The sequence below is a fragment of the Pseudomonas sp. IPO3747 genome (assembly GCF_013385245.1).
In the GTDB taxonomy this organism is placed as follows: domain Bacteria; phylum Pseudomonadota; class Gammaproteobacteria; order Pseudomonadales; family Pseudomonadaceae; genus Aquipseudomonas; species Aquipseudomonas edaphica.
In genome coordinates this window covers 321064-337853 of the sequence record NZ_JACAQL010000008.1, presented here as the reverse complement: position 1 = coordinate 337853, position 16790 = coordinate 321064, and the positions used below count along the sequence as shown (strand labels likewise).

Here is a 16790-nt window from a genome sequence, read left to right as displayed (position 1 = left end):
GTTTGGCGAGAACTGCGGGAAATGCTGATATGCCGCAGCGACAGCCGAGGTTCAAGTGCCGAATGTGTCGAGTACGCTACTATTGCGCCGGTCATCTTTGAGCTTTTTTCCATGACTTGCGCCACGCAACCTACCCCAGACTCCAGCCGCCCCGAGGTTGCCTACGCGTGCTGCCTGGAAGCGCCCTCGTTGATCGGCCGGTTTTTGCAGCACCCGCCACAGGGCTTTGACGCCCGGCTGTCCGCCCAGGGCCTGCCGTACTTCTTCACGCCATTTGACCTGCTGACGACGGCTGAAGACGAGTTCGTGAACCGTGTGCGCGGCTGGCCCGGGTTTGGTCTTTGGAATGCGTGGCTGCGTATCGACAGCTGCTTTGTCGGCACCACGGTCAGCGAATATTCGCCATTGCCCCGCAACGTGCCACCCCAGGACCTCGCGCAGTGGCTGCAAGAAGAGTGCGCGCCGCAGCGCAAACTCACAGTCGTCAAAGATCTGCCCTGTGACTCGCCGCTGCTCAGCGATGCAGACAACCGCTACGCCCAAGCCTTGATCGAGGACTGTACCCGGCGCGGCTTTATCTGCCTCGAAGGCCAGGCGCTGGCCTATGTGCCGATCAACTTCAGCAGCATCGACGAGTACCTGGCGCGTTTGTCCCACAGCCGTCGACGCAATATCCGACGCAAACTGCGCAGCCGCGAGGCGTTGCGGGTGGAAGTCCTGGACACTGGCGATGCGCGCTTCAACGATGAGGCGTGGCTTGCGCAGTTGTACGGCCTGTACAAGGCGGTGTACGACCAGAGCGAGATTCACTTTGACCTGCTGACCCCGGCGTTTTTCCGCAGCTTGTTGCAGGACGCCGCCAGCAACGGGCGGGTGTTCTGCTACTGGCACTGCGACGAACTGATCGGCTACAACCTGTGCTACGTAGAGGGCGACAAGCTGCTCGACAAGTACATCGGGCTCAACTACCCACAAGCGTTGGAATTCAACCTGTACTTCGTCAGCTGGTTTGTGAACCTGGAATACGCCGTGGCCAATGGGCTGAAATTTTATGTGGCGGGTTGGACCGACCCGCAGGTCAAGGCCAGCCTCGGCGCCGACTTTACCTTCACCCGTCATCTGGTCTGGATCCGCAACCCGCTGCTGCGCAAGCTCGGCAACCGTTTCCGCCATCACTTCGAAAGCGATGCACAGTGGCAGCAGGAGAAACCCGAATGAGCCAGGACCGCGCGCCGCTGATCCTCGATTTCGACAGTGCCGTGAGTGATATTCCCGGCGCGATCACCTTGCCCATGCAGGCCTGGCAGGAAAAAATCCGCTTCGGTTGCCGCTGGGCGCAGTTCAAGGAGCTGGAAACCGCCCTGCACGCGCAGATGCCCAGCGATTACGGCTGTGTGTTCACCGGCAGCGGCGATTATCACCACCTCAGCCAGCTGCTGTTGAACCGCCTGCCGACGCAGCAGAAATTCCAACTGATCATTTGCGACAACCACCCTGACAACATGCGCTACCCGTTCGGCATCCATTGTGGCTCATGGGTTTACTGGGCCAGCCGTTTGCCGCAGGTCGAGCATGTGCATGTGTTGGGCATCGGTTCCCAGGATATCGGCCTGGGCCATGCCTGGGAGAATCACTGGTCGCCGCTGCTCAAGCGCAAGCTGACTTACTGGAACGTCAACGTCGACACGCGCTGGATGAACTGGATCGGTGCCGGGCGCAGCAACCGTGCGTTCGGCAACGCCGATGAGCTGATGCGTGCGTTCCTCGCGCAGTTCGACCATTCACTGCCGGTTTACCTGTCCATCGACAAAGACGTGCTGAGCCCCGAAGTGGTCAACACCAATTGGGACCAGGGCGAGTTTCTGGAGCAGCATTTGAACGATCTGATCGACGCTTGCCAGGGCCGGATCATCGGAGCGGACATCACCGGCGATGTCTCGGCTTACCACTATGAGAGCAAGTTCAAACGCTGGTTGAGTGCCTCCGATGGCCAGGAAGAACTGCCGCCGGCGCAGGTGCAGATCTGGCAGCAGCAGCAGAACGAGCTGAATGGCCGGCTGGTGGCGCGTATCAATCAGGGTTGGCGACAATAACTTTTAGCTGGGCGAATACGCTTTCGAAGTGTTCGTCCGTCAGCCAATGGCTGTTGCTGATCGACAGTGTGCGGCTGGCAAATGCCTGGGCCTGGCTAATGTCGCCGCCCGGTTGCAACAGCGGGACGACGGCGGGGTAGTCCGGCAAGGTGTGGATAAACAGGCGGGTCACGCCGAGCCCGGATGTCCACAGTTGCGCCATGGCGGCATCACGCGCCTGTGCAGACGGCATCAGCACCATCAAAAACGGCCAGGTGCCTTGCTGCCCCAGTCGGTCCATGATCACCGCGACGCCGGGCAAGTCATTCAAGCGCGCCGCCCGGCGTAAGGCGCGGGTACGGCCTTGTTGCAAGTAGTCAGGCAAGCGCGCCAGTGCGGCAGCACCGACCTTCTGCCGATAACCGCCGAGGCGGTGCAGCGGGATATCGTTGACCGAAAAATCATCACCCACGGCGGCCACTTCATCACCCTGTGCCAGCGCCGTGCGCAACGCCTTGCCATACACGTAGTGCAAGCCGCGCGGTTGGTAAAGTAGCGCGTAACCCCAGAGTTCGGCACTGCGTTGCAGCTCCCAGCGCAGGCTGAAGGGCAGGTCTTGCGCGCACTGGCGGTGCAATGCCTGATGCAGCACCGGGTCGCGGCTGAACAGCACGCCGCCTTCGGCTGTGGTCAGGCCTTTGCCCAGCGCCAGGCTGAAAAACCCCACATCGCCTTTGAGCCCGACGCTGCGGCCATCGTCGAGGGCGCCGAGGGCTTGGGCGGCGTCTTCGATCACCACGGCGCCGACTGACTCGGCAATACGCTTGGCGGCGTCCACATCCGCCACGCGCCCGGCGAGGTGGGTGACCACCACGGCCAGGGTACTGTCGTCGCACAGTTGCTTGAGGTGTTGCTCGTCGAGGTCAATGCTGGCGGGCTGCAAATCACAGGGCGCCACCCGCAACGGCGGGCAGTAATGCGCGGCCAATGCCACCAATGGGCAGGTGTACGCAGGCACAATCAGCCGGGTGCGGCCAGGCATGCGCTGCTGCAACACGCGCAGGGCGATGATCAGCGCGGCGGTGCCGGAGCAGGGCAGTGCAGGCAGTGGAATTGAAAACTGGCGGGCCAGCGACTGGGCGAGGTCGCCCGATAAACTGAGCAAATCCCGCCCGCGCAAGGGCAGGCCGGCGGTGGGCGGGATTTCTTTGTTCATGACACCAGTGGCTGCGAAGGTTCGGCCTCGACGGTTTTGCTCTCTTTGTCTTCACTGCGCGCCAGGCACAGGATGCCCGCGATGATCAGCGCGCCGCCGATGATTTTCGGCCAGGTCAGGGTGTCATCGAACAGCCAGACCGAGATCAGCGTCACGCTGATCAACTCCAGGTGCGAGGCCGCAAACGCCGGGCCTACCGGGGCGTATTTGAGCAAGGTCATCCAGGTAAAAAACGCGCCGATATAGCCGACAAAGGCGCCGTAGATCCACGGTGCGCCAAACACCCGGGCCAGCCACGCGACGTCCATGGTCAACGGTTCGGCATGCACCGAGGCAAATTTGAAACTGACCTGCGCCAAGGTGTCGAAAATGATCAGCGCGAGAAAACCCAGGATATAAAAACGTTTCATCATTCAAACCCTACGACGGTCACGCCACAGGCGATCAGCATGATGCCGATCAACCGCCATTTGCTCAGACTTTCCTTGAACAGGAAACGCCCGGCAATCATGATCACCACGATGTTGATCGAACCCAGCATCACGCCGACCGACAACGGCACCAGCGTCAGGAACGCCAGCCACAACACGAATTCGAAGACATAGCAGATCACCCCCAGCCAGATCCACGGGCGCTTGAGCATGTGTTTCCAGTGGGCGAGGCCGTCATGCTCGGCGCTGGCCGAGGCGGCGGCTTTGAACGCCAGTTGGCCGGACGTATCGACGATAACGTTGAGCATCCAGAGGATGATGGTTAACTGGCTCATGGAGTCTCGCGTCTGCTTGCAATGTCGCTGGACGCTTACAATACAGGAGCCTGCCGGCGGGGTGACTGGAGTTTGCCGGTCGAACAGCCGGCGTTCAGTTTGACGCCTTGCTCCACTGGCAATAGCAGCCCACCGCCAGGGTGTGGGTGGCATCGACTTCGCGCCCGGCCTCCAGGGCTTTGAGGATAGGCTCGATAAAGCTGTTGCTCGAATTGCACGTCAGCCCTTCGCTGTACGGCCCGAAGTACGCGAGTTTGCCGCTGCGATCCCAAATGCCTACGGCCGGAGTCGCCGGCACTTGGTCGGCGCCGAGCAGGGCATTGAGCGGTTTCATTTTGCGCAAATTGTCGGGCAGTTGGCCGTGGCTGCCGGCCTTTTGCAGGGCATAGAACTCGACGCCCTGGGGCGCGTATTGCTCGATCAGTTCGCCCAGGTGCTGCTGGTTGCCGACGTTGCAGGGGCAGGCCGGGTCCCAGAAGTGCACCAGGCGAATCGGGCCTGGGCCTGCCAGTTCGGCGGGCAGGCGCAGGGCATCACCGGAAAACACCGCGGTGTGTTCGCTGAATGCGCGCAAATAGCGGCCCTGGAACCAGTCATAAGCCGCCCACAGCACGCCGGCGCAGATGACCAACAGCAGGCCGGCAAACAAGGCGGAGCGGTAGGGTTGTCGCATTCGGAACTATCCTCGAAGGTCGCGTAGCTTGCCATGCTTGCCCTGACAGATGAATATCGCAGCTCGATATTCATCTTCACCGTCAGTCTGGAAGCCTTTATGCCTGTGAGTTTTGACCCCGATCATCTGCGCGAGAGCTTGCGGCCACTGGTGGATGCGCAACCGCTCAGCGCCGAGGCACGGGTCTACCAGCGTTTCTATGGGCTGGACCTGGCGGCGCGCAAAGTACCCGTCGTGAGCCGTTTGGGCCGTTTTGAAGTGGATGGCTTCCAGGTGGTAGCGCAGGTGTGGTGGCCGTCTGCGCCGGTGGCGACAATGTTCATGTACCACGGCTTCTACGACCATATGGGCCTGTACCGGCATGTGGTGGACTGGGCGCTGGATCAAGGTTTTGTGGTGATCGCCTGCGACTTGCCGGGCCACGGTCTTTCCAGTGGCGAGCGCGCCAGCATTGACGATTTTGTGGTGTACCAGGACGTGGTGCAGGCGCTGTTTGCGCAGGCCCACAGCTTGCAACTGCCGCAACCGTGGCACCTGTTCGGGCAAAGCACTGGCGGTGCGGTGGTGGTGGACCATTTGCTCAACCACGGCGCCGACAGCCCGGCCCAGGGCAAGACCTTCCTGCTCTCGCCCCTGGTACGGCCGCGTGCATGGGGTTGGTCGCAGGTCAGCTATTACCTGCTGCGCCCGTTCGTCAAAGGCATTGCGCGGCGGTTCAGCGAGAACACCCACGATCCCAAGTTCAAACCCTTCCTGGAAGCTGACCCGCTACAGCCGCGCCAACTGCCGACCGCGTGGGTGGGTGCGCTGGCGCGTTGGATCAAACGCATCGAAGCTGCGCCGCAAAGCCCACGGCGGCCGGTGATCGTGCAGGGAGAGGAAGATATGACGGTGGACTGGCAGCACAACTTGCAGGTGCTGCGGGGCAAGTTCGATCAGCCGCTGGTGTTGATGTTGCCGCGTGGTCGACATCACTTGGCCAATGAGATTCCCGAGATTCGCGAAGAGTACTTCAAATTCCTGACGGATCATCTGAAGTAACACCGTTCAAATGTGGGAGCTGGCTTGTCGGGTCGCCGCATCGCTGCGATGCAGACACCTAGCTGTATCAGGCACACCGGGTTGATGCCATCGCAGGCAAGCCAGCTCCCACACAAGCCTGTTTCCACATTACTTATTGCGTCAGGCTGGAAGTGCTTTGACCTACTGCAAGTCCGGCGCGAATCGCGGCCAGCGCCGCCTTGTAATACGCCCGACCGTCCGGCGACTCCGCAAACGTGGCGAATTCTTCCAGTTCCGGGTCGGACAAATCTCGATAGACGTACAACAGCGTGTTGTTCAAGTCATTGCCGATCTGCTGCATCAGCCGCTCACGTTGGCCGTTCAACATGCCTTGCGCCTGACCGCCGCCCAACAGGCCGGGAATCATCTGGCTCAAACTGTCGGCTGCTACGCCGGCAATCGCCAGGCTGACTTCTGCGCCGGCTTCACGGGCCGGCAGCGCCTGGGCCAGGTGGCCGATGATCAGGCTGCGGGTGGCGTCGGCTTCGATGTGCGGCAGGCCCTTGGCATTTTTTGCCAACTGGTCGCGGCGCGTGGCCAGCAATTCAGCTGCAACGATTTTGCGACCCAACGGCGACTGGAAAAACGCCAGGGCAGGTTTCGGGTCCGCCAGGTTTTTGCGCAATTGCGCCTCGGCCCGCTGATCCACGGCCTGGGCGGCGAAGCGTTTATTGCTGTTATCCACCAGCGCCTGGTACACCGCCGGCGGCAGGCTATTGCGATAGCGTTGCTGTGCGGCACTCAGGGCGTCATTAAAATGCGCACGTTGTTCGGCCCAGCCGGCGACCTTGTACAACTGGTCATGGCCGTCTGCCCAGGCGGGCAAAACGCAGAACATCAGCAAGGAAAAAAACAAACGACGCATAGGGACTCCTGTCAGTCGGCCACTATTGTCCGTGTCGGGCGTAGGATTTGTCGAGAAATCCTATCAGTCACCTGACTAAAGTGTGTTCAGACGCTCGGCGGCTCTGTCGGATTCATAGGCGTATGGATACTATGCGCGCCATGCAAATACCCCTCGATCATCCGCTGCTGCAACGCATTGTCGACGACCTGGCCGAAAAAGGTTGGTCGCAGCAGAACGGCTTCCTGCCCCAGGCTCTGACCCTGGAGTTGGCGGCTGAGTGCCGTAAACGTGCGGCTGAGGGTGAATTGGCCCCGGCGGCTGTAGGACGCGGCCCGGCGCAGGAGATACGCGAGGGTATTCGCGGCGACCATATCCAGTGGCTGGAGGAGGGCGACGCCGCTGTCTGCGAGAGCTACATGAGCGTGATGGACAGCCTGCGCCTGGCCATGAACCGCAGCCTGTTCCTGGGCCTGGAAGATTTCGAAAGCCACTTCGCGATGTACCCGCCAGGGGCGTTTTACCTCAAGCACCTGGACCGTTTTCGCGACGATGACCGGCGCATGGTCTCGGCAGTGGTCTATTTGAATGACGCCTGGTTACCTGAGCATGGCGGCCAGTTGCGCATGTACCTCAAGGGCGGCGTGGAATACGATGTGGTGCCCACCGGCGGTAGCCTGGTGGTGTTTCTGTCCGGGGAGGTGCCCCACGAAGTCCTGCCCGCCACGCGCGAACGCCTGTCCCTGACCGGCTGGTTTCGCCGACGCGGTAACGAGCCGTTTTAACCATGCAAAAGATTCTGATCAGCCGCTGCCTGCTCGGGCACAAGGTGCGCTACGACGGTGGCGCCAGCGGCCCCTTCGATCAATTGGCGGCCTGGCAGGCCGAAGGCCGGGTGGTTGCGATTTGCCCGGAAGTATCAGGCGGTTTGCCGACACCGCGTCCCTCCGCCGAGATCCCGGGCGGGCAGGGCATTGATGTGTGGGAAGGGCGTGCGCAAGTGCTGACGGCCGAGGGCGAAGACTTCAGCGCCGCCTTCCTCGACGGCGCCCGCCAGGCACTGGCGTTGGCGCAGCGGCATAACATCCGCATCGCGATTCTCAAGGCCAATAGCCCGTCCTGCGGCAATCTGCTGACCTATGACGGCACCTTCAGCGGCGTGAAGGTCAGCGGCGAGGGCGTGACGGCGGCGCTGCTCAAGCGCCATGGCGTGCGGGTGTTCAGTGAGCTGGAGTTGCCTGAGGCGGCAATTGCCCTGGCACAACTTTGAGGTTCAACCCAGATCAAATGTGGGAGCTGGCTCCCACACAAGCCAGCTCCCACATCGACGGTGTTTCACTCAGGTGCAAACCACTTCTGCGTCAGCGCCTTCAAGCGACCATCGGCCTTCACCCGCTGTAATGCATTGTCCAGGCTGCTTTTGAATGCCGGGTTGCCTTTTTGGAATGGAATGGCCAGCTCAGGTGTTTGCTTATAGGCCTCACTGAAATCGAACCGATCCTGCAGCGCGGCAGTCATAGCGATATGGTTGATGGCCACGTCGAACTTGCCGCTTTCCACACCCGGCAACAGGTCGGCGTCATCGACAGTGATGAACGAGGGGCGAACCTCCATTTCCTTGGCTAATTGTTCACCCAGCTCCACTTCAAAACCGGTTAGCTTGTCACCGTCCTTGAAGTTGTACGGCGGGGTGTTGGCCTCCAGGGCGATGCGCAGTTCGCCGCGATCAAACACGTCATCGATCAGTTCGGCGTGAGCCAGTGGGCTCAACAGGGGCAGTAAAAGTACAAGGCCAGGCACAAAGCGCATGGTCGCTCCTAAAGAATTTGTGCGTGCGAGGCGCCATTGAGCATCGCTTGCTATGGTGTTGAGTGCCTTGGACAGCAATTTGTCGCGAAGTTGTCATAACCCTACAGATTTCACCGTAAAACTGGAGAAGCGAATGAAAGCCCTTTTGTCCCGTGCAACCCTGGCCAGCCTCTTGCTGGGTGCTTCGATGTTGGCCACAGCCGCTGACGGTATCCCGCGCAGCGCACCACCGGAAGGCGCCAAAGTCTTTATCGTGTCGCCAAAAGACGGCGCCACCGTCGATAAAACCTTCACTGTGAAGTTCGGTATGGAAGGCCTGAAACTGGCGCCAGCGACCAGCCAGGACCCAGGCACCGGCCACCACCACCTGCTGATCGACCAGAAAGAACTGCCGGACGCCAGTGTGCCGATCCCGGCCACCGACACCGTGATCCACTACGGCAAGGCCCAGACCGAGACCGAGCTGACCCTCACCCCAGGCAAGCACACCTTGCAACTGGTAGCTGGCGACAAACTGCACATGCAGTTCAACCCGACTGTAGCCTCGAAAGTCATCACGGTTAACGTCAAGTAAGATTTGTTCAGACAAAAAAGGGAGCCCCGAAGGCTCCCTTTTTTATGCAGCGTTCAAAGCGTTAGAACAACACGCGGCTACGAATGGTGCCGTTGATGTGCTGCAGCTTCTCTTGCGCCAGGTCCGAGTACTCGGCGTCGACGTCGATCACCACGTAGCCAACCTTCTCGTTGGTCTGCAGGAACTGACCTGAGATGTTGATGCCGTTTTCTGCGAAGACCTTGTTGATCTCCATCATCACGCCAGGGATGTTCTGGTGGATGTGCAGCAGACGGTGCTTGCCAGGGTGAGCCGGCAGCGCCACTTCGGGGAAGTTGACCGAAGACACCGAGGTACCGTTGTCGCTGTACTTGACCAGCTTTTCCGACACTTCCAGGCCGATGTTGGCCTGAGCTTCAGCGGTGGAGCCGCCGATGTGCGGAGTCAGGATCACGTTGTCCAGGCCACGCAGCGGGCTTTCGAAGATGTCGTCGTTAGAGCGTGGCTCTACCGGGAACACGTCGATAGCGGCGCCGATCAGGTGCTTGTCCTTGATCGCGTCGGCCAGGGCGTCCAGCTTAACCACGGTGCCGCGTGCCGCGTTGATCAGGATGCCGCCCTTCTTGATGGCGCGGATTTCCTTCTCGCCGATCATCCACTGGGTTTCAGCGGTTTCCGGTACGTGCAGGGTGACGATGTCGGACATGCCCAGCAGCTCGGTCAGGCTCGCCACTTGGGTGGCGTTGCCCAATGGCAGCTTGGTCAGGGTGTCGTAGAAGAACACCTGCATCCCCAAGCCTTCGGCCAGCACCGACAGCTGCGTGCCGATCGAGCCGTAACCGACGATACCCAGCTTTTTGCCACGGATTTCGAAGGAGTTGGCCGCGCTTTTGATCCAGCCGCCACGGTGGCAGGAAGCGTTTTTCTCAGGAATGCCGCGCAGCAGCAGGATCGCCTCGGCCAGCACCAGCTCAGCAACGGAACGGGTGTTGGAGTACGGTGCGTTAAACACCGCGATACCGCGCTCGCGCGCAGCGTTAAGGTCGACCTGGTTGGTGCCGATGCAGAAACAGCCGACAGCCACGAGTTTCTTGGCGTGGTCGAAGATCTCTTCGGTCAGCTGAGTGCGGGAGCGAATGCCGATAAAGTGCGCGTCGGCGATCTTTTCCTTTAACTGGGCTTCCGGCAGAGAACTGGTGATGTACTCAATGCTGGAGTACCCAGCGGCTTTCAGTACGTCGACAGCCGATGGGTGGACGCCTTCCAGAAGAAGGAACTTGATCTTGCTCTTATCGAGAGAAGTCTTGCTCATCTGCGTAAACCTGTATCCCGGAGAAAAATGGCAGGGAATCGAGCAGTTAGTGCCTTGAATCAGTGCACAAGAGCTGACCCGGACGGCAGGAAAGCCGTCACCGCAGAACGCCCTTGGGCTCTGTCCTGCGGGGGCGGTATGCTAGCATACGTGCCCCGCTAAACACCCATTCCTGCGACGTGAAGCGTTCTCAGGATGACCATGAATTGTTCGAGAGTTCCGTCGATGACCCATCCTGCCCTGATTGATGAGCTGAAGACCCTGGTTGAGCCTGGCAAAGTGCTGACCGATGCAGACTCCCTGGAGGCTTACGGCAAGGATTGGACCAAGCACTTCGCCCCCGCGCCGACCGCTATCGTCTTTCCCAAGACCATCGAGCAGGTCCAAGCCATCGTCCGTTGGGCCAATGAAAACAAGGTGGCGCTGGTGCCATCGGGTGGTCGTACCGGTTTGTCGGCCGCTGCGGTGGCGGCCAATGGCGAAGTGGTCGTCTCGTTTGACTATATGAACCAGATTCTCGATGTGAACCTCACCGACCGCACCGCCGTGTGCCAGCCGGGTGTGGTCACCAAGCAATTGCAGAACGTCGCCGAAGAAAAAGGCCTGTACTACCCGGTGGACTTCGCTTCGTCGGGTTCGAGCCAGATCGGCGGCAACATCGGCACCAATGCCGGCGGGATCAAGGTGATTCGCTACGGCATGACCCGCAACTGGGTGGCCGGCATGAAAGTCGTCACCGGCAAGGGTGACGTGCTGGAACTGAACCGCGACCTGATCAAGAACGCCACCGGCTACGACATGCGCCAGCTGTTTATCGGTGCCGAAGGGACGTTGGGCTTTGTGGTCGAAGCCACCATGCGCCTGGACCGTGCGCCGAAAAATCTCACCGCGATGGTGCTCGGTACCACCGATTTCGATTCGATCATGCCGGTATTGCACGCGTTCCAGAGCAAGCTGGACCTGACCGCCTTCGAATTTTTCTCCGACAAAGCCCTGGCCAAGGTCATGGGCCGTGGCGATGTGCCAGCTCCCTTTGAAACCGAGTGCCCGTTCTACGCGCTGCTGGAATTCGAAGCCACCACCGAAGAAGTTGCCAACCACGCCCTGGAAACCTTCGAGCACTGCGTAGAGCAGGGCTGGGTGCTGGACGGCGTGATGAGCCAGAGCGAAACCCAACTGCACAACCTGTGGAAACTGCGCGAGTACATCTCCGAGACCATTTCCCACTGGACGCCGTACAAGAACGACATTTCGGTCACTGTCTCCAAAGTGCCAGCGTTCTTGAAGGAAATTGATGCGATCGTCGGCGAACACTACCCGGACTTCGAAATCGTCTGGTTCGGCCACATCGGCGACGGCAACCTGCACCTGAACATCCTCAAGCCAGAAAACCTGAGCAAGGATGAGTTCTTCGCCAAGTGCGCCACCGTGAACAAGTGGGTGTTCGAGACCGTCCAGAAGTACAACGGCTCAATCTCTGCCGAACACGGCGTGGGCATGACCAAGCGCGATTACCTGACCTACAGCCGTTCCCCGGTTGAAATCGAATACATGAAAGCAGTGAAAGCGGTGTTCGACCCGAACGGGATCATGAACCCTGGCAAGATCTTCGCTGTTTAACCGCCCTGAAGGAGTCGTTTCATGAGCTACCAGCACAAGTATGTCGACGGCACCAACATCCACTTTCCCTTGGGCAAAGTGGTGTGCATCGGGCGTAACTACGCCGAACACGCCAAGGAACTGGACAACCCGGTGCCGACCGAGCCGTTGCTGTTCATCAAGCCGGGCAGTTGCGTGGTCGCGCTGGAAGGCGGTTTCGCCATTCCGACCGAGCGCGGTTCGGTGCACTACGAAGCGGAAATCGCGGTGTTGATCGGCAAACCGTTGTCGACCAAGCCCAGCCGTGAAGAAGTGCTGGATGCCATCTCCGGCTTCGCTCCGGCCCTGGATTTGACCCTGCGCGATAAGCAAGCCGAGCTGAAAGCCAAGGGCTTGCCGTGGGAAATCGCCAAGTCTTTTGACGGCGCCGCCGTGATTGCCCCCTTTGTGGTCAGCAGCACCTTTGCCGACGTGACCGACATCGGCATTCGCCTGACCATCAACGGCGAAGTGCGCCAGGACGGCAATAGCTCGCAGATGCTCAACCCGATCGTCCCGATGATCCAGCACATGGCCGGCTGCTTCTCGCTGCAGGCGGGTGATGTGATCCTCACCGGCACTCCAGCCGGTGTAGGCCCGTTGAATGTGGGCGATGAGCTGGTGCTGGAATTGGGTGGCGGTAGCCGTTTCGAAAGCGTCGTTCGCTAAAGGCTGCATGCAATCAGCTGTGGGAGCTGGCTTGCCTGCGATAGCATCGCCTCGGTCTAACTGAAAAACCGAGTCGTCTGCATCGCAGGCAAGCCAGCTCCCACACAAATCAGTTCCCACACTGGTTTACGCGCGCTTGGTTTTGCATTTTTTTCACACGCCATCCGGATAATCCCCAGCCTCCTGCGCGCGGGCCTGTTGATCCTGTGCTATCACCTAAAGCTGACTCTGCGGAAAAGCGCTCAATGGCCGTGTCCCTGCCTACCCTCACTTCCAAGCCCCGTTCACGTTTTGCCCTGCGCTGGTATTCCTGGCTGTTTCTGGTCGGGGCCATTGTGTATGGCGTTGCCTGGGCGATGCATTGGGACGACCGTGGGGTGCTGTGGATCGCTGAGCGGTTCGAAACCCCGGCCGAACGCCAGGCCAGCGTCTGGCTGCCGGATTACCACGCGGTGATCGATGGCAAATTGCTGCCCGGCATGGAAAAGGACGAGGCTTCGGACCTGTCCTACAACCCGCAGACCAAAACCCTGTTTTCCGTGATGGGCAAAAACCCTTTCCTGGTTGAGCTGAACCTGCAAGGCGATGTGTTGCGCAAGATGCCGCTCAACGGCTGGAACAACCCGGAAGGCGTGACAGTGATGGAAAACGGCCTGATGGCCATTGTCGACGAGCGCATGCACACCTTGAGCGTGGTGAACGTCGACGCCAGCACCCAGCAACTGAACTATGCCGACTTCAAGCACTATGACCTTGGCCCGTCCAAGGACCAGAACAAGGCATTTGAAGGTGTGACCTGGGACAAGCGCAACCAGCAGATCGTGCTCGGGGAAGAGCGCCCACCGGCGTTGTTCACCTGGAAAAGCGATGGCGCCACGCTGACCGGCGATAAGCAGAAGATCGCCAGCACCGAGCTGGACATGCGTAACCTCTCAGCCCTGGCCGTCGACCCGCGCACCGGGCATTTGCTGGTGCTGTCGGCCGATTCCCACCTGCTGCTGGAGCTGGACGCGCAGGGCGAGCAAGTCAGCTTCATGACCCTGCTCGGCGGCTTCAATGGCCTCAAACACACCATCCCGCGTGCCGAAGGCGTCACCATGGACGAAGCCGGCACCTTGTACATGGTCAGCGAACCCAACCTGTTCTATCGTTTCGAGAAGCAGAAATAGCCGACGATTACGTCGGATACTTCGCTATCAGCGGCATTCGCCAGACAGTCGACTGCGTTTAAGTTTAAATTCAGACGGGCGTGATACTTATTCGCCACTTTTTGACTTTGAGCTTGCCTGATGCGTCGACTCGCCCGCCCCAAACCCGCGTTTTTTATCCTGTTGCTGCTCGCCCTGGTGATTGCCGGGGCGGTCGCGCAGAACTTTCGCTTGTTCGAGCGGGCCTGGTTCAACCTTCAACACTGGCGCCATCCTGCCGATGAACGCTCCATTGGCCTGAATGATTACCGGGTAAGCCTGGAAGCCAAGGTCATCGAAGGGCTCGACGATGATGTCTCGGCCCTCACGTACGACCCGATACGCAAAAGCCTGTTTACGGTCACCAATAAAAACGCCGAGCTGATCGAGTTGTCCCTGGACGGCAGGATCCTGCGGCGTATTCCGTTGGTGGGCTTTGGCGATGCCGAGGCGGTGGAGTTCATCAGTGACAACATTTATGTGATCAGCGATGAAGCCCAGCAGCGGCTGATCAAGGTGCACGTGAATGACGACACCCAATTTCTCGACGCCGCCGATGCGGAGCAGATGACCCTGGGCGTACACCTTGGCGGCAATAAGGGTTTCGAAGGGCTGGCCTATGACTCGGTGGGCAAGCGCTTGTTCGTGGCCAAGGAGCGCGACCCGATGCTGATTTACGAGGTGCACGGGTTTCCCCATTTCAAGCCGGAAAAAACCTACTCGGTGCATGTGATCAACAACCCCAAGCGCGATGCCGGGCTGTTTGTGCGCGACCTGTCGAGCCTGCAATACGACGAGCGCAGCGGGCATTTGCTGGCGCTGTCGGATGAGTCGTTCCTGGTGTTGGAACTGGACATCGATGGTCGCCCGTTGAGCAGTCTTTCCCTGCTCAACGGGCGCCATGGCCTGAAAAAACGCGTGCCTCAGGCCGAAGGGATCGCCATGGATGACGAGGGCTCGCTGTACCTGGTCAGCGAGCCGAACCTGTTTTACGTGTTCAAGAAGCCCTGATCAAAACATCCATTGCACGCCCAGGGAGTAGCCGGTCTGGCTGCCCTCGGCGTGCCCAAGGCGGCTGTTGACCTCGGCGTAAACGCCCAGCTGCGGGGTGATCGCCAGCTGGCTGCCGATTTGCGCGCGGCCAAAGCTTTTGTCCACTGAACCCAGCTTGGCGGTGCGCGCCTGGCCATCGGCGCGGGCGGTCAATTGCAGGTCATCGAGACGGCCATCGGCCAGCTCCTTGACCCAGGCGATGTCGCCGTAAGGCATCAGGCTCAGGCCATAGGGCAGGGCGACGGCACCGCGCACGCGCCAGCCGAGGCTGGCTTCCAGGGAGTCGAAAGACTGTTCTTCGTACTCCAGCGCGGTGCGCAGGTTCTGTTTCTCGTGGAACTTGTCGATACGCGAATGGCTGTAGTCCAGGCCGGCAAACGGCCCGCTTTTGATTGCGCCGAAGTCGAAGTCATAACCGCCGAGTACGCGTGCGCCCAGGGACAGTGCGTCGGTGTTGCCGCTCAGTTGTTGATTGAGCAGCACCGGGCCGCCATTGGCTTGGATCAACAGGTTGCGCTTGGCCTCAAAGCGCGTATGGCCAATGCTCAAATCGCCCGCCAGCCAGCTTGGGCCGCCATCGTTGAGCAAGGCATAGACCGCGGCCTGCCAGGTGTCGCTGTCGAGTTTGCCGCGCTGCTGCAGCTTGTCACGACCATTGAGGTAGCTGAGGCTGGCGCCGATATTCAGGCTGGAGGTGAGCTGATAGTCGCCCAAGGCGTGTACGCCCAGGCGTCGGGCATCGCGGTTGAGCGGGCTGTCGAAGCCGCTGTCCGGGGTGTATTCGCCGTCCATGCCGATTTCGCCATCGAAGCTTCCGACCTCGCGGCTGGCCGCTTGCAAGGTCAACCAACGGCGATCATGCAGGCGCACCATGGCCTGATGCTGGCGTTGCAGGTTGTCCTGCATGTTGCGCGCAACGGCGCCACCCGAGGCGGTCGAGGCCAGCAGGTCGGCGTTGGTCAGTTCCAACACCAGGCGGCTGAGCAGGCGCGAGTAATCGCGCAGGCGCTGGTCGATGCGTTCCTGGCCGAAGGCATTGGTCAGCACGGTTTTGTTGTCTTCTGCCGGGTCGTGCCAGGTGGAGCCGCCGGGTATTTTCGGGTTGTTGGTCTGGGTGTAGCCGTCCAGATCGCCCAGCTCCCAGTTGGTGGCTTCGATATACAGAATCGGGATCTTCAGCGGTTCGAACGGCTCGCCATCACTGCAGCAGCCGGTGCCCTTGGGGTATTGCGGGTCCAGGCCGGGGTTGGTGAACAACGGGATGTTCAATTCCCTGGCGATCTGGAAGGTGTGTTCGCGCAGCGATGCCAGAGCGGGGTTGGCGGTGCTGTTCTGGCCTGCGTGGGCGTACATCATGTCGCCGGTGATCAGGCTGTCGAGGTTGATCATCGCCAGCATATTCGCGCGTTGGCTGGCGCTGAGTGAATCGACAAAGGCTTTGGAGCCGCGCAGGCCTTCCTCTTCGGCGCCGAAGGCGACCACTTGCAGGCCGTTTTCCAGCTGCAAGCCGCCGAGGTTCTTCGCCACTTCGGTCAGCACGCTGGCGCCGGAGCCGTTATCGTCCAGGCCTTGTAAGGTCGGGCGGCCGAAGTAGGTGTCGAAGTGCGCGCCAATCACCACGTATTGCGGTTTAGTGCCCGCAGCATAGGCCACCACGTTTTGCGCAGCGCGAGTGCCGTTGTTCCAGGTGAAGTTCTGTCGACTGAGGCTGTAGGCCGAACCCATCTGGCTTTGCATCCAATCTGCCGCGCCGGCGAAATTGGCCGTGCCGCGATACCGGCCGGGGTAATCGTTGATCAGCTTTTCCAGGGTGGTATTGGCGTGCTGGCCGTAATCGTAGGCCTGGGTTTGCGCCGACAGCAGGCTGCCGACCACGCTGATCGCGAGGGCGAGGGGCTTTATCACAAGGTCTTCCTTGAGGTGATTGAAGTTTTCC

Annotated in this window: 18 protein-coding genes; 10 read left to right on the top strand and 8 right to left on the bottom strand. The window is 60.3% G+C overall.

The window, feature by feature from the left end:
* Nucleotides 1-111 precede the first annotated feature (111 nt).
* Entirely contained in the window at nucleotides 112-1218 is a 1107-nt protein-coding gene (locus HX790_RS13185) for a GNAT family N-acetyltransferase (RefSeq protein WP_176991640.1), read from the top strand.
* Complete coding sequence (locus HX790_RS13180; RefSeq protein WP_176991639.1) at nucleotides 1215-2093, top strand: hypothetical protein; 879 nt, start codon at nucleotides 1215-1217, stop codon at nucleotides 2091-2093. Before HX790_RS13185 ends, HX790_RS13180 begins: the two co-directional genes overlap by 4 nt.
* On the opposite strand, the gene HX790_RS13175 is transcribed toward HX790_RS13180, so the two are convergent.
* The 4 genes from HX790_RS13175 to HX790_RS13160 all read right to left on the bottom strand — a co-directional run bounded on the left by HX790_RS13175 (nucleotide 2071) and on the right by HX790_RS13160 (nucleotide 4727).
* Nucleotides 2071-3288, bottom strand: a complete 1218-nt coding sequence (locus tag HX790_RS13175) for a DegT/DnrJ/EryC1/StrS family aminotransferase (protein WP_176991638.1) — start codon at nucleotides 3286-3288, stop codon at nucleotides 2071-2073. The two genes, HX790_RS13180 and HX790_RS13175, sit on opposite strands and share 23 nt — an antisense overlap.
* Nucleotides 3285-3698 (bottom strand): multidrug efflux SMR transporter, encoded by a 414-nt coding sequence (locus HX790_RS13170; RefSeq protein ID WP_017139520.1) that lies wholly within the window; start codon nucleotides 3696-3698, stop codon nucleotides 3285-3287. Before HX790_RS13170 ends, HX790_RS13175 begins: the two co-directional genes overlap by 4 nt.
* Nucleotides 3698-4054, bottom strand: coding sequence for an EamA family transporter (locus HX790_RS13165; protein ID WP_026013873.1), 357 nt, complete (start codon nucleotides 4052-4054; stop codon nucleotides 3698-3700). The genes HX790_RS13170 and HX790_RS13165 overlap by 1 nt, the downstream gene beginning before the upstream one ends.
* 94 nt (nucleotides 4055-4148) lie before the next feature.
* Nucleotides 4149-4727, bottom strand: a complete 579-nt coding sequence (locus tag HX790_RS13160; protein ID WP_017139518.1) for a DUF6436 domain-containing protein — start codon at nucleotides 4725-4727, stop codon at nucleotides 4149-4151.
* Between the two features lie 99 nt (nucleotides 4728-4826).
* On the opposite strand from HX790_RS13160, the gene HX790_RS13155 reads away from it, so the two are divergent.
* Nucleotides 4827-5768 carry an alpha/beta hydrolase gene (locus HX790_RS13155; RefSeq protein ID WP_176991649.1) on the top strand — a complete coding sequence of 314 codons (942 nt, stop codon included), beginning with the start codon at nucleotides 4827-4829 and terminating at the stop codon, nucleotides 5766-5768.
* Nucleotides 5769-5901: 133 nt separating this feature from the next.
* Here the strand turns inward: HX790_RS13155 and HX790_RS13150 are convergent, their stop codons facing one another.
* Complete coding sequence (locus HX790_RS13150) at nucleotides 5902-6654, bottom strand: DUF2059 domain-containing protein (RefSeq protein ID WP_099550310.1); 753 nt, start codon at nucleotides 6652-6654, stop codon at nucleotides 5902-5904.
* 131 nt (nucleotides 6655-6785) lie between these two features.
* Between HX790_RS13150 and HX790_RS13145 the strand changes: the two genes are divergently transcribed.
* A complete protein-coding gene (locus HX790_RS13145; RefSeq protein ID WP_176991648.1) occupies nucleotides 6786-7418 on the top strand; it encodes a 2OG-Fe(II) oxygenase in 633 nt (210 codons plus the stop codon).
* A gap of 2 nt (nucleotides 7419-7420) precedes the next feature.
* A complete protein-coding gene (locus HX790_RS13140; RefSeq protein ID WP_017139514.1) occupies nucleotides 7421-7903 on the top strand; it encodes a DUF523 domain-containing protein in 483 nt (160 codons plus the stop codon).
* Nucleotides 7904-7968: 65 nt separating this feature from the next.
* On the opposite strand, the gene HX790_RS13135 is transcribed toward HX790_RS13140, so the two are convergent.
* Complete coding sequence (locus HX790_RS13135) at nucleotides 7969-8442, bottom strand: transporter substrate-binding domain-containing protein (RefSeq protein WP_017139513.1); 474 nt, start codon at nucleotides 8440-8442, stop codon at nucleotides 7969-7971.
* A gap of 133 nt (nucleotides 8443-8575) precedes the next feature.
* Here HX790_RS13135 and HX790_RS13130 point away from each other — a divergent pair, with 133 nt between their 5' ends.
* The gene (locus tag HX790_RS13130; RefSeq protein WP_017139512.1) at nucleotides 8576-9016 is read left to right on the top strand and encodes a DUF4399 domain-containing protein; all 441 of its coding nucleotides are present in this window, start codon (nucleotides 8576-8578) and stop codon (nucleotides 9014-9016) included.
* Between the two features lie 61 nt (nucleotides 9017-9077).
* Here the strand turns inward: HX790_RS13130 and serA are convergent, their stop codons facing one another.
* A complete protein-coding gene (gene serA, locus HX790_RS13125) occupies nucleotides 9078-10307 on the bottom strand; it encodes a phosphoglycerate dehydrogenase (protein ID WP_017139511.1) in 1230 nt (409 codons plus the stop codon).
* 225 nt (nucleotides 10308-10532) lie between these two features.
* Between serA and HX790_RS13120 the strand changes: the two genes are divergently transcribed.
* From HX790_RS13120 to HX790_RS13105, 4 genes are all read left to right on the top strand, one after another.
* Nucleotides 10533-11927, top strand: coding sequence for an FAD-binding oxidoreductase (locus HX790_RS13120; protein WP_176991637.1), 1395 nt, complete (start codon nucleotides 10533-10535; stop codon nucleotides 11925-11927).
* Nucleotides 11928-11948: 21 nt separating this feature from the next.
* Complete coding sequence (locus HX790_RS13115) at nucleotides 11949-12614, top strand: fumarylacetoacetate hydrolase family protein (protein WP_017139509.1); 666 nt, start codon at nucleotides 11949-11951, stop codon at nucleotides 12612-12614.
* A 245-nt stretch (nucleotides 12615-12859) separates the two neighbouring features.
* Entirely contained in the window at nucleotides 12860-13783 is a 924-nt protein-coding gene (locus tag HX790_RS13110; protein WP_017139508.1) for an SdiA-regulated domain-containing protein, read from the top strand.
* Between the two features lie 120 nt (nucleotides 13784-13903).
* A complete protein-coding gene (locus HX790_RS13105) occupies nucleotides 13904-14812 on the top strand; it encodes an SdiA-regulated domain-containing protein (RefSeq protein WP_017139507.1) in 909 nt (302 codons plus the stop codon).
* Here HX790_RS13105 and HX790_RS13100 read toward each other — a convergent pair whose 3' ends face one another.
* Entirely contained in the window at nucleotides 14813-16759 is a 1947-nt protein-coding gene (locus tag HX790_RS13100) for an autotransporter domain-containing protein (RefSeq protein WP_099550438.1), read from the bottom strand.
* Between the last annotated feature and the right edge of the window lie 31 nt (nucleotides 16760-16790).

Bases quoted from the DNA above. Each gene is read 5' to 3' on its own strand.
- HX790_RS13145 (WP_176991648.1), top strand. From the start codon at position 6,786: ATGCGCGCCATGCAAATACCCCTCGATCATCCGCTGCTGCAACGCATT.
- HX790_RS13110 (WP_017139508.1), top strand. From the start codon at position 12,860: ATGGCCGTGTCCCTGCCTACCCTCACTTCCAAGCCCCGTTCACGTTTT.
- HX790_RS13160 (WP_017139518.1), bottom strand. From the start codon at position 4,727: ATGCGACAACCCTACCGCTCCGCCTTGTTTGCCGGCCTGCTGTTGGTC.
- HX790_RS13170 (WP_017139520.1), bottom strand. From the start codon at position 3,698: ATGAAACGTTTTTATATCCTGGGTTTTCTCGCGCTGATCATTTTCGAC.
- HX790_RS13175 (WP_176991638.1), bottom strand. From the start codon at position 3,288: ATGAACAAAGAAATCCCGCCCACCGCCGGCCTGCCCTTGCGCGGGCGG.
- HX790_RS13165 (WP_026013873.1), bottom strand. From the start codon at position 4,054: ATGAGCCAGTTAACCATCATCCTCTGGATGCTCAACGTTATCGTCGAT.
- HX790_RS13140 (WP_017139514.1), top strand. From the start codon at position 7,421: ATGCAAAAGATTCTGATCAGCCGCTGCCTGCTCGGGCACAAGGTGCGC.
- HX790_RS13150 (WP_099550310.1), bottom strand. From the start codon at position 6,654: ATGCGTCGTTTGTTTTTTTCCTTGCTGATGTTCTGCGTTTTGCCCGCC.
- HX790_RS13115 (WP_017139509.1), top strand. From the start codon at position 11,949: ATGAGCTACCAGCACAAGTATGTCGACGGCACCAACATCCACTTTCCC.
- HX790_RS13105 (WP_017139507.1), top strand. From the start codon at position 13,904: ATGCGTCGACTCGCCCGCCCCAAACCCGCGTTTTTTATCCTGTTGCTG.
- serA (WP_017139511.1), bottom strand. From the start codon at position 10,307: ATGAGCAAGACTTCTCTCGATAAGAGCAAGATCAAGTTCCTTCTTCTG.
- HX790_RS13180 (WP_176991639.1), top strand. From the start codon at position 1,215: ATGAGCCAGGACCGCGCGCCGCTGATCCTCGATTTCGACAGTGCCGTG.
- HX790_RS13120 (WP_176991637.1), top strand. From the start codon at position 10,533: ATGACCCATCCTGCCCTGATTGATGAGCTGAAGACCCTGGTTGAGCCT.
- HX790_RS13155 (WP_176991649.1), top strand. From the start codon at position 4,827: ATGCCTGTGAGTTTTGACCCCGATCATCTGCGCGAGAGCTTGCGGCCA.
- HX790_RS13130 (WP_017139512.1), top strand. From the start codon at position 8,576: ATGAAAGCCCTTTTGTCCCGTGCAACCCTGGCCAGCCTCTTGCTGGGT.
- HX790_RS13135 (WP_017139513.1), bottom strand. From the start codon at position 8,442: ATGCGCTTTGTGCCTGGCCTTGTACTTTTACTGCCCCTGTTGAGCCCA.
- HX790_RS13185 (WP_176991640.1), top strand. From the start codon at position 112: ATGACTTGCGCCACGCAACCTACCCCAGACTCCAGCCGCCCCGAGGTT.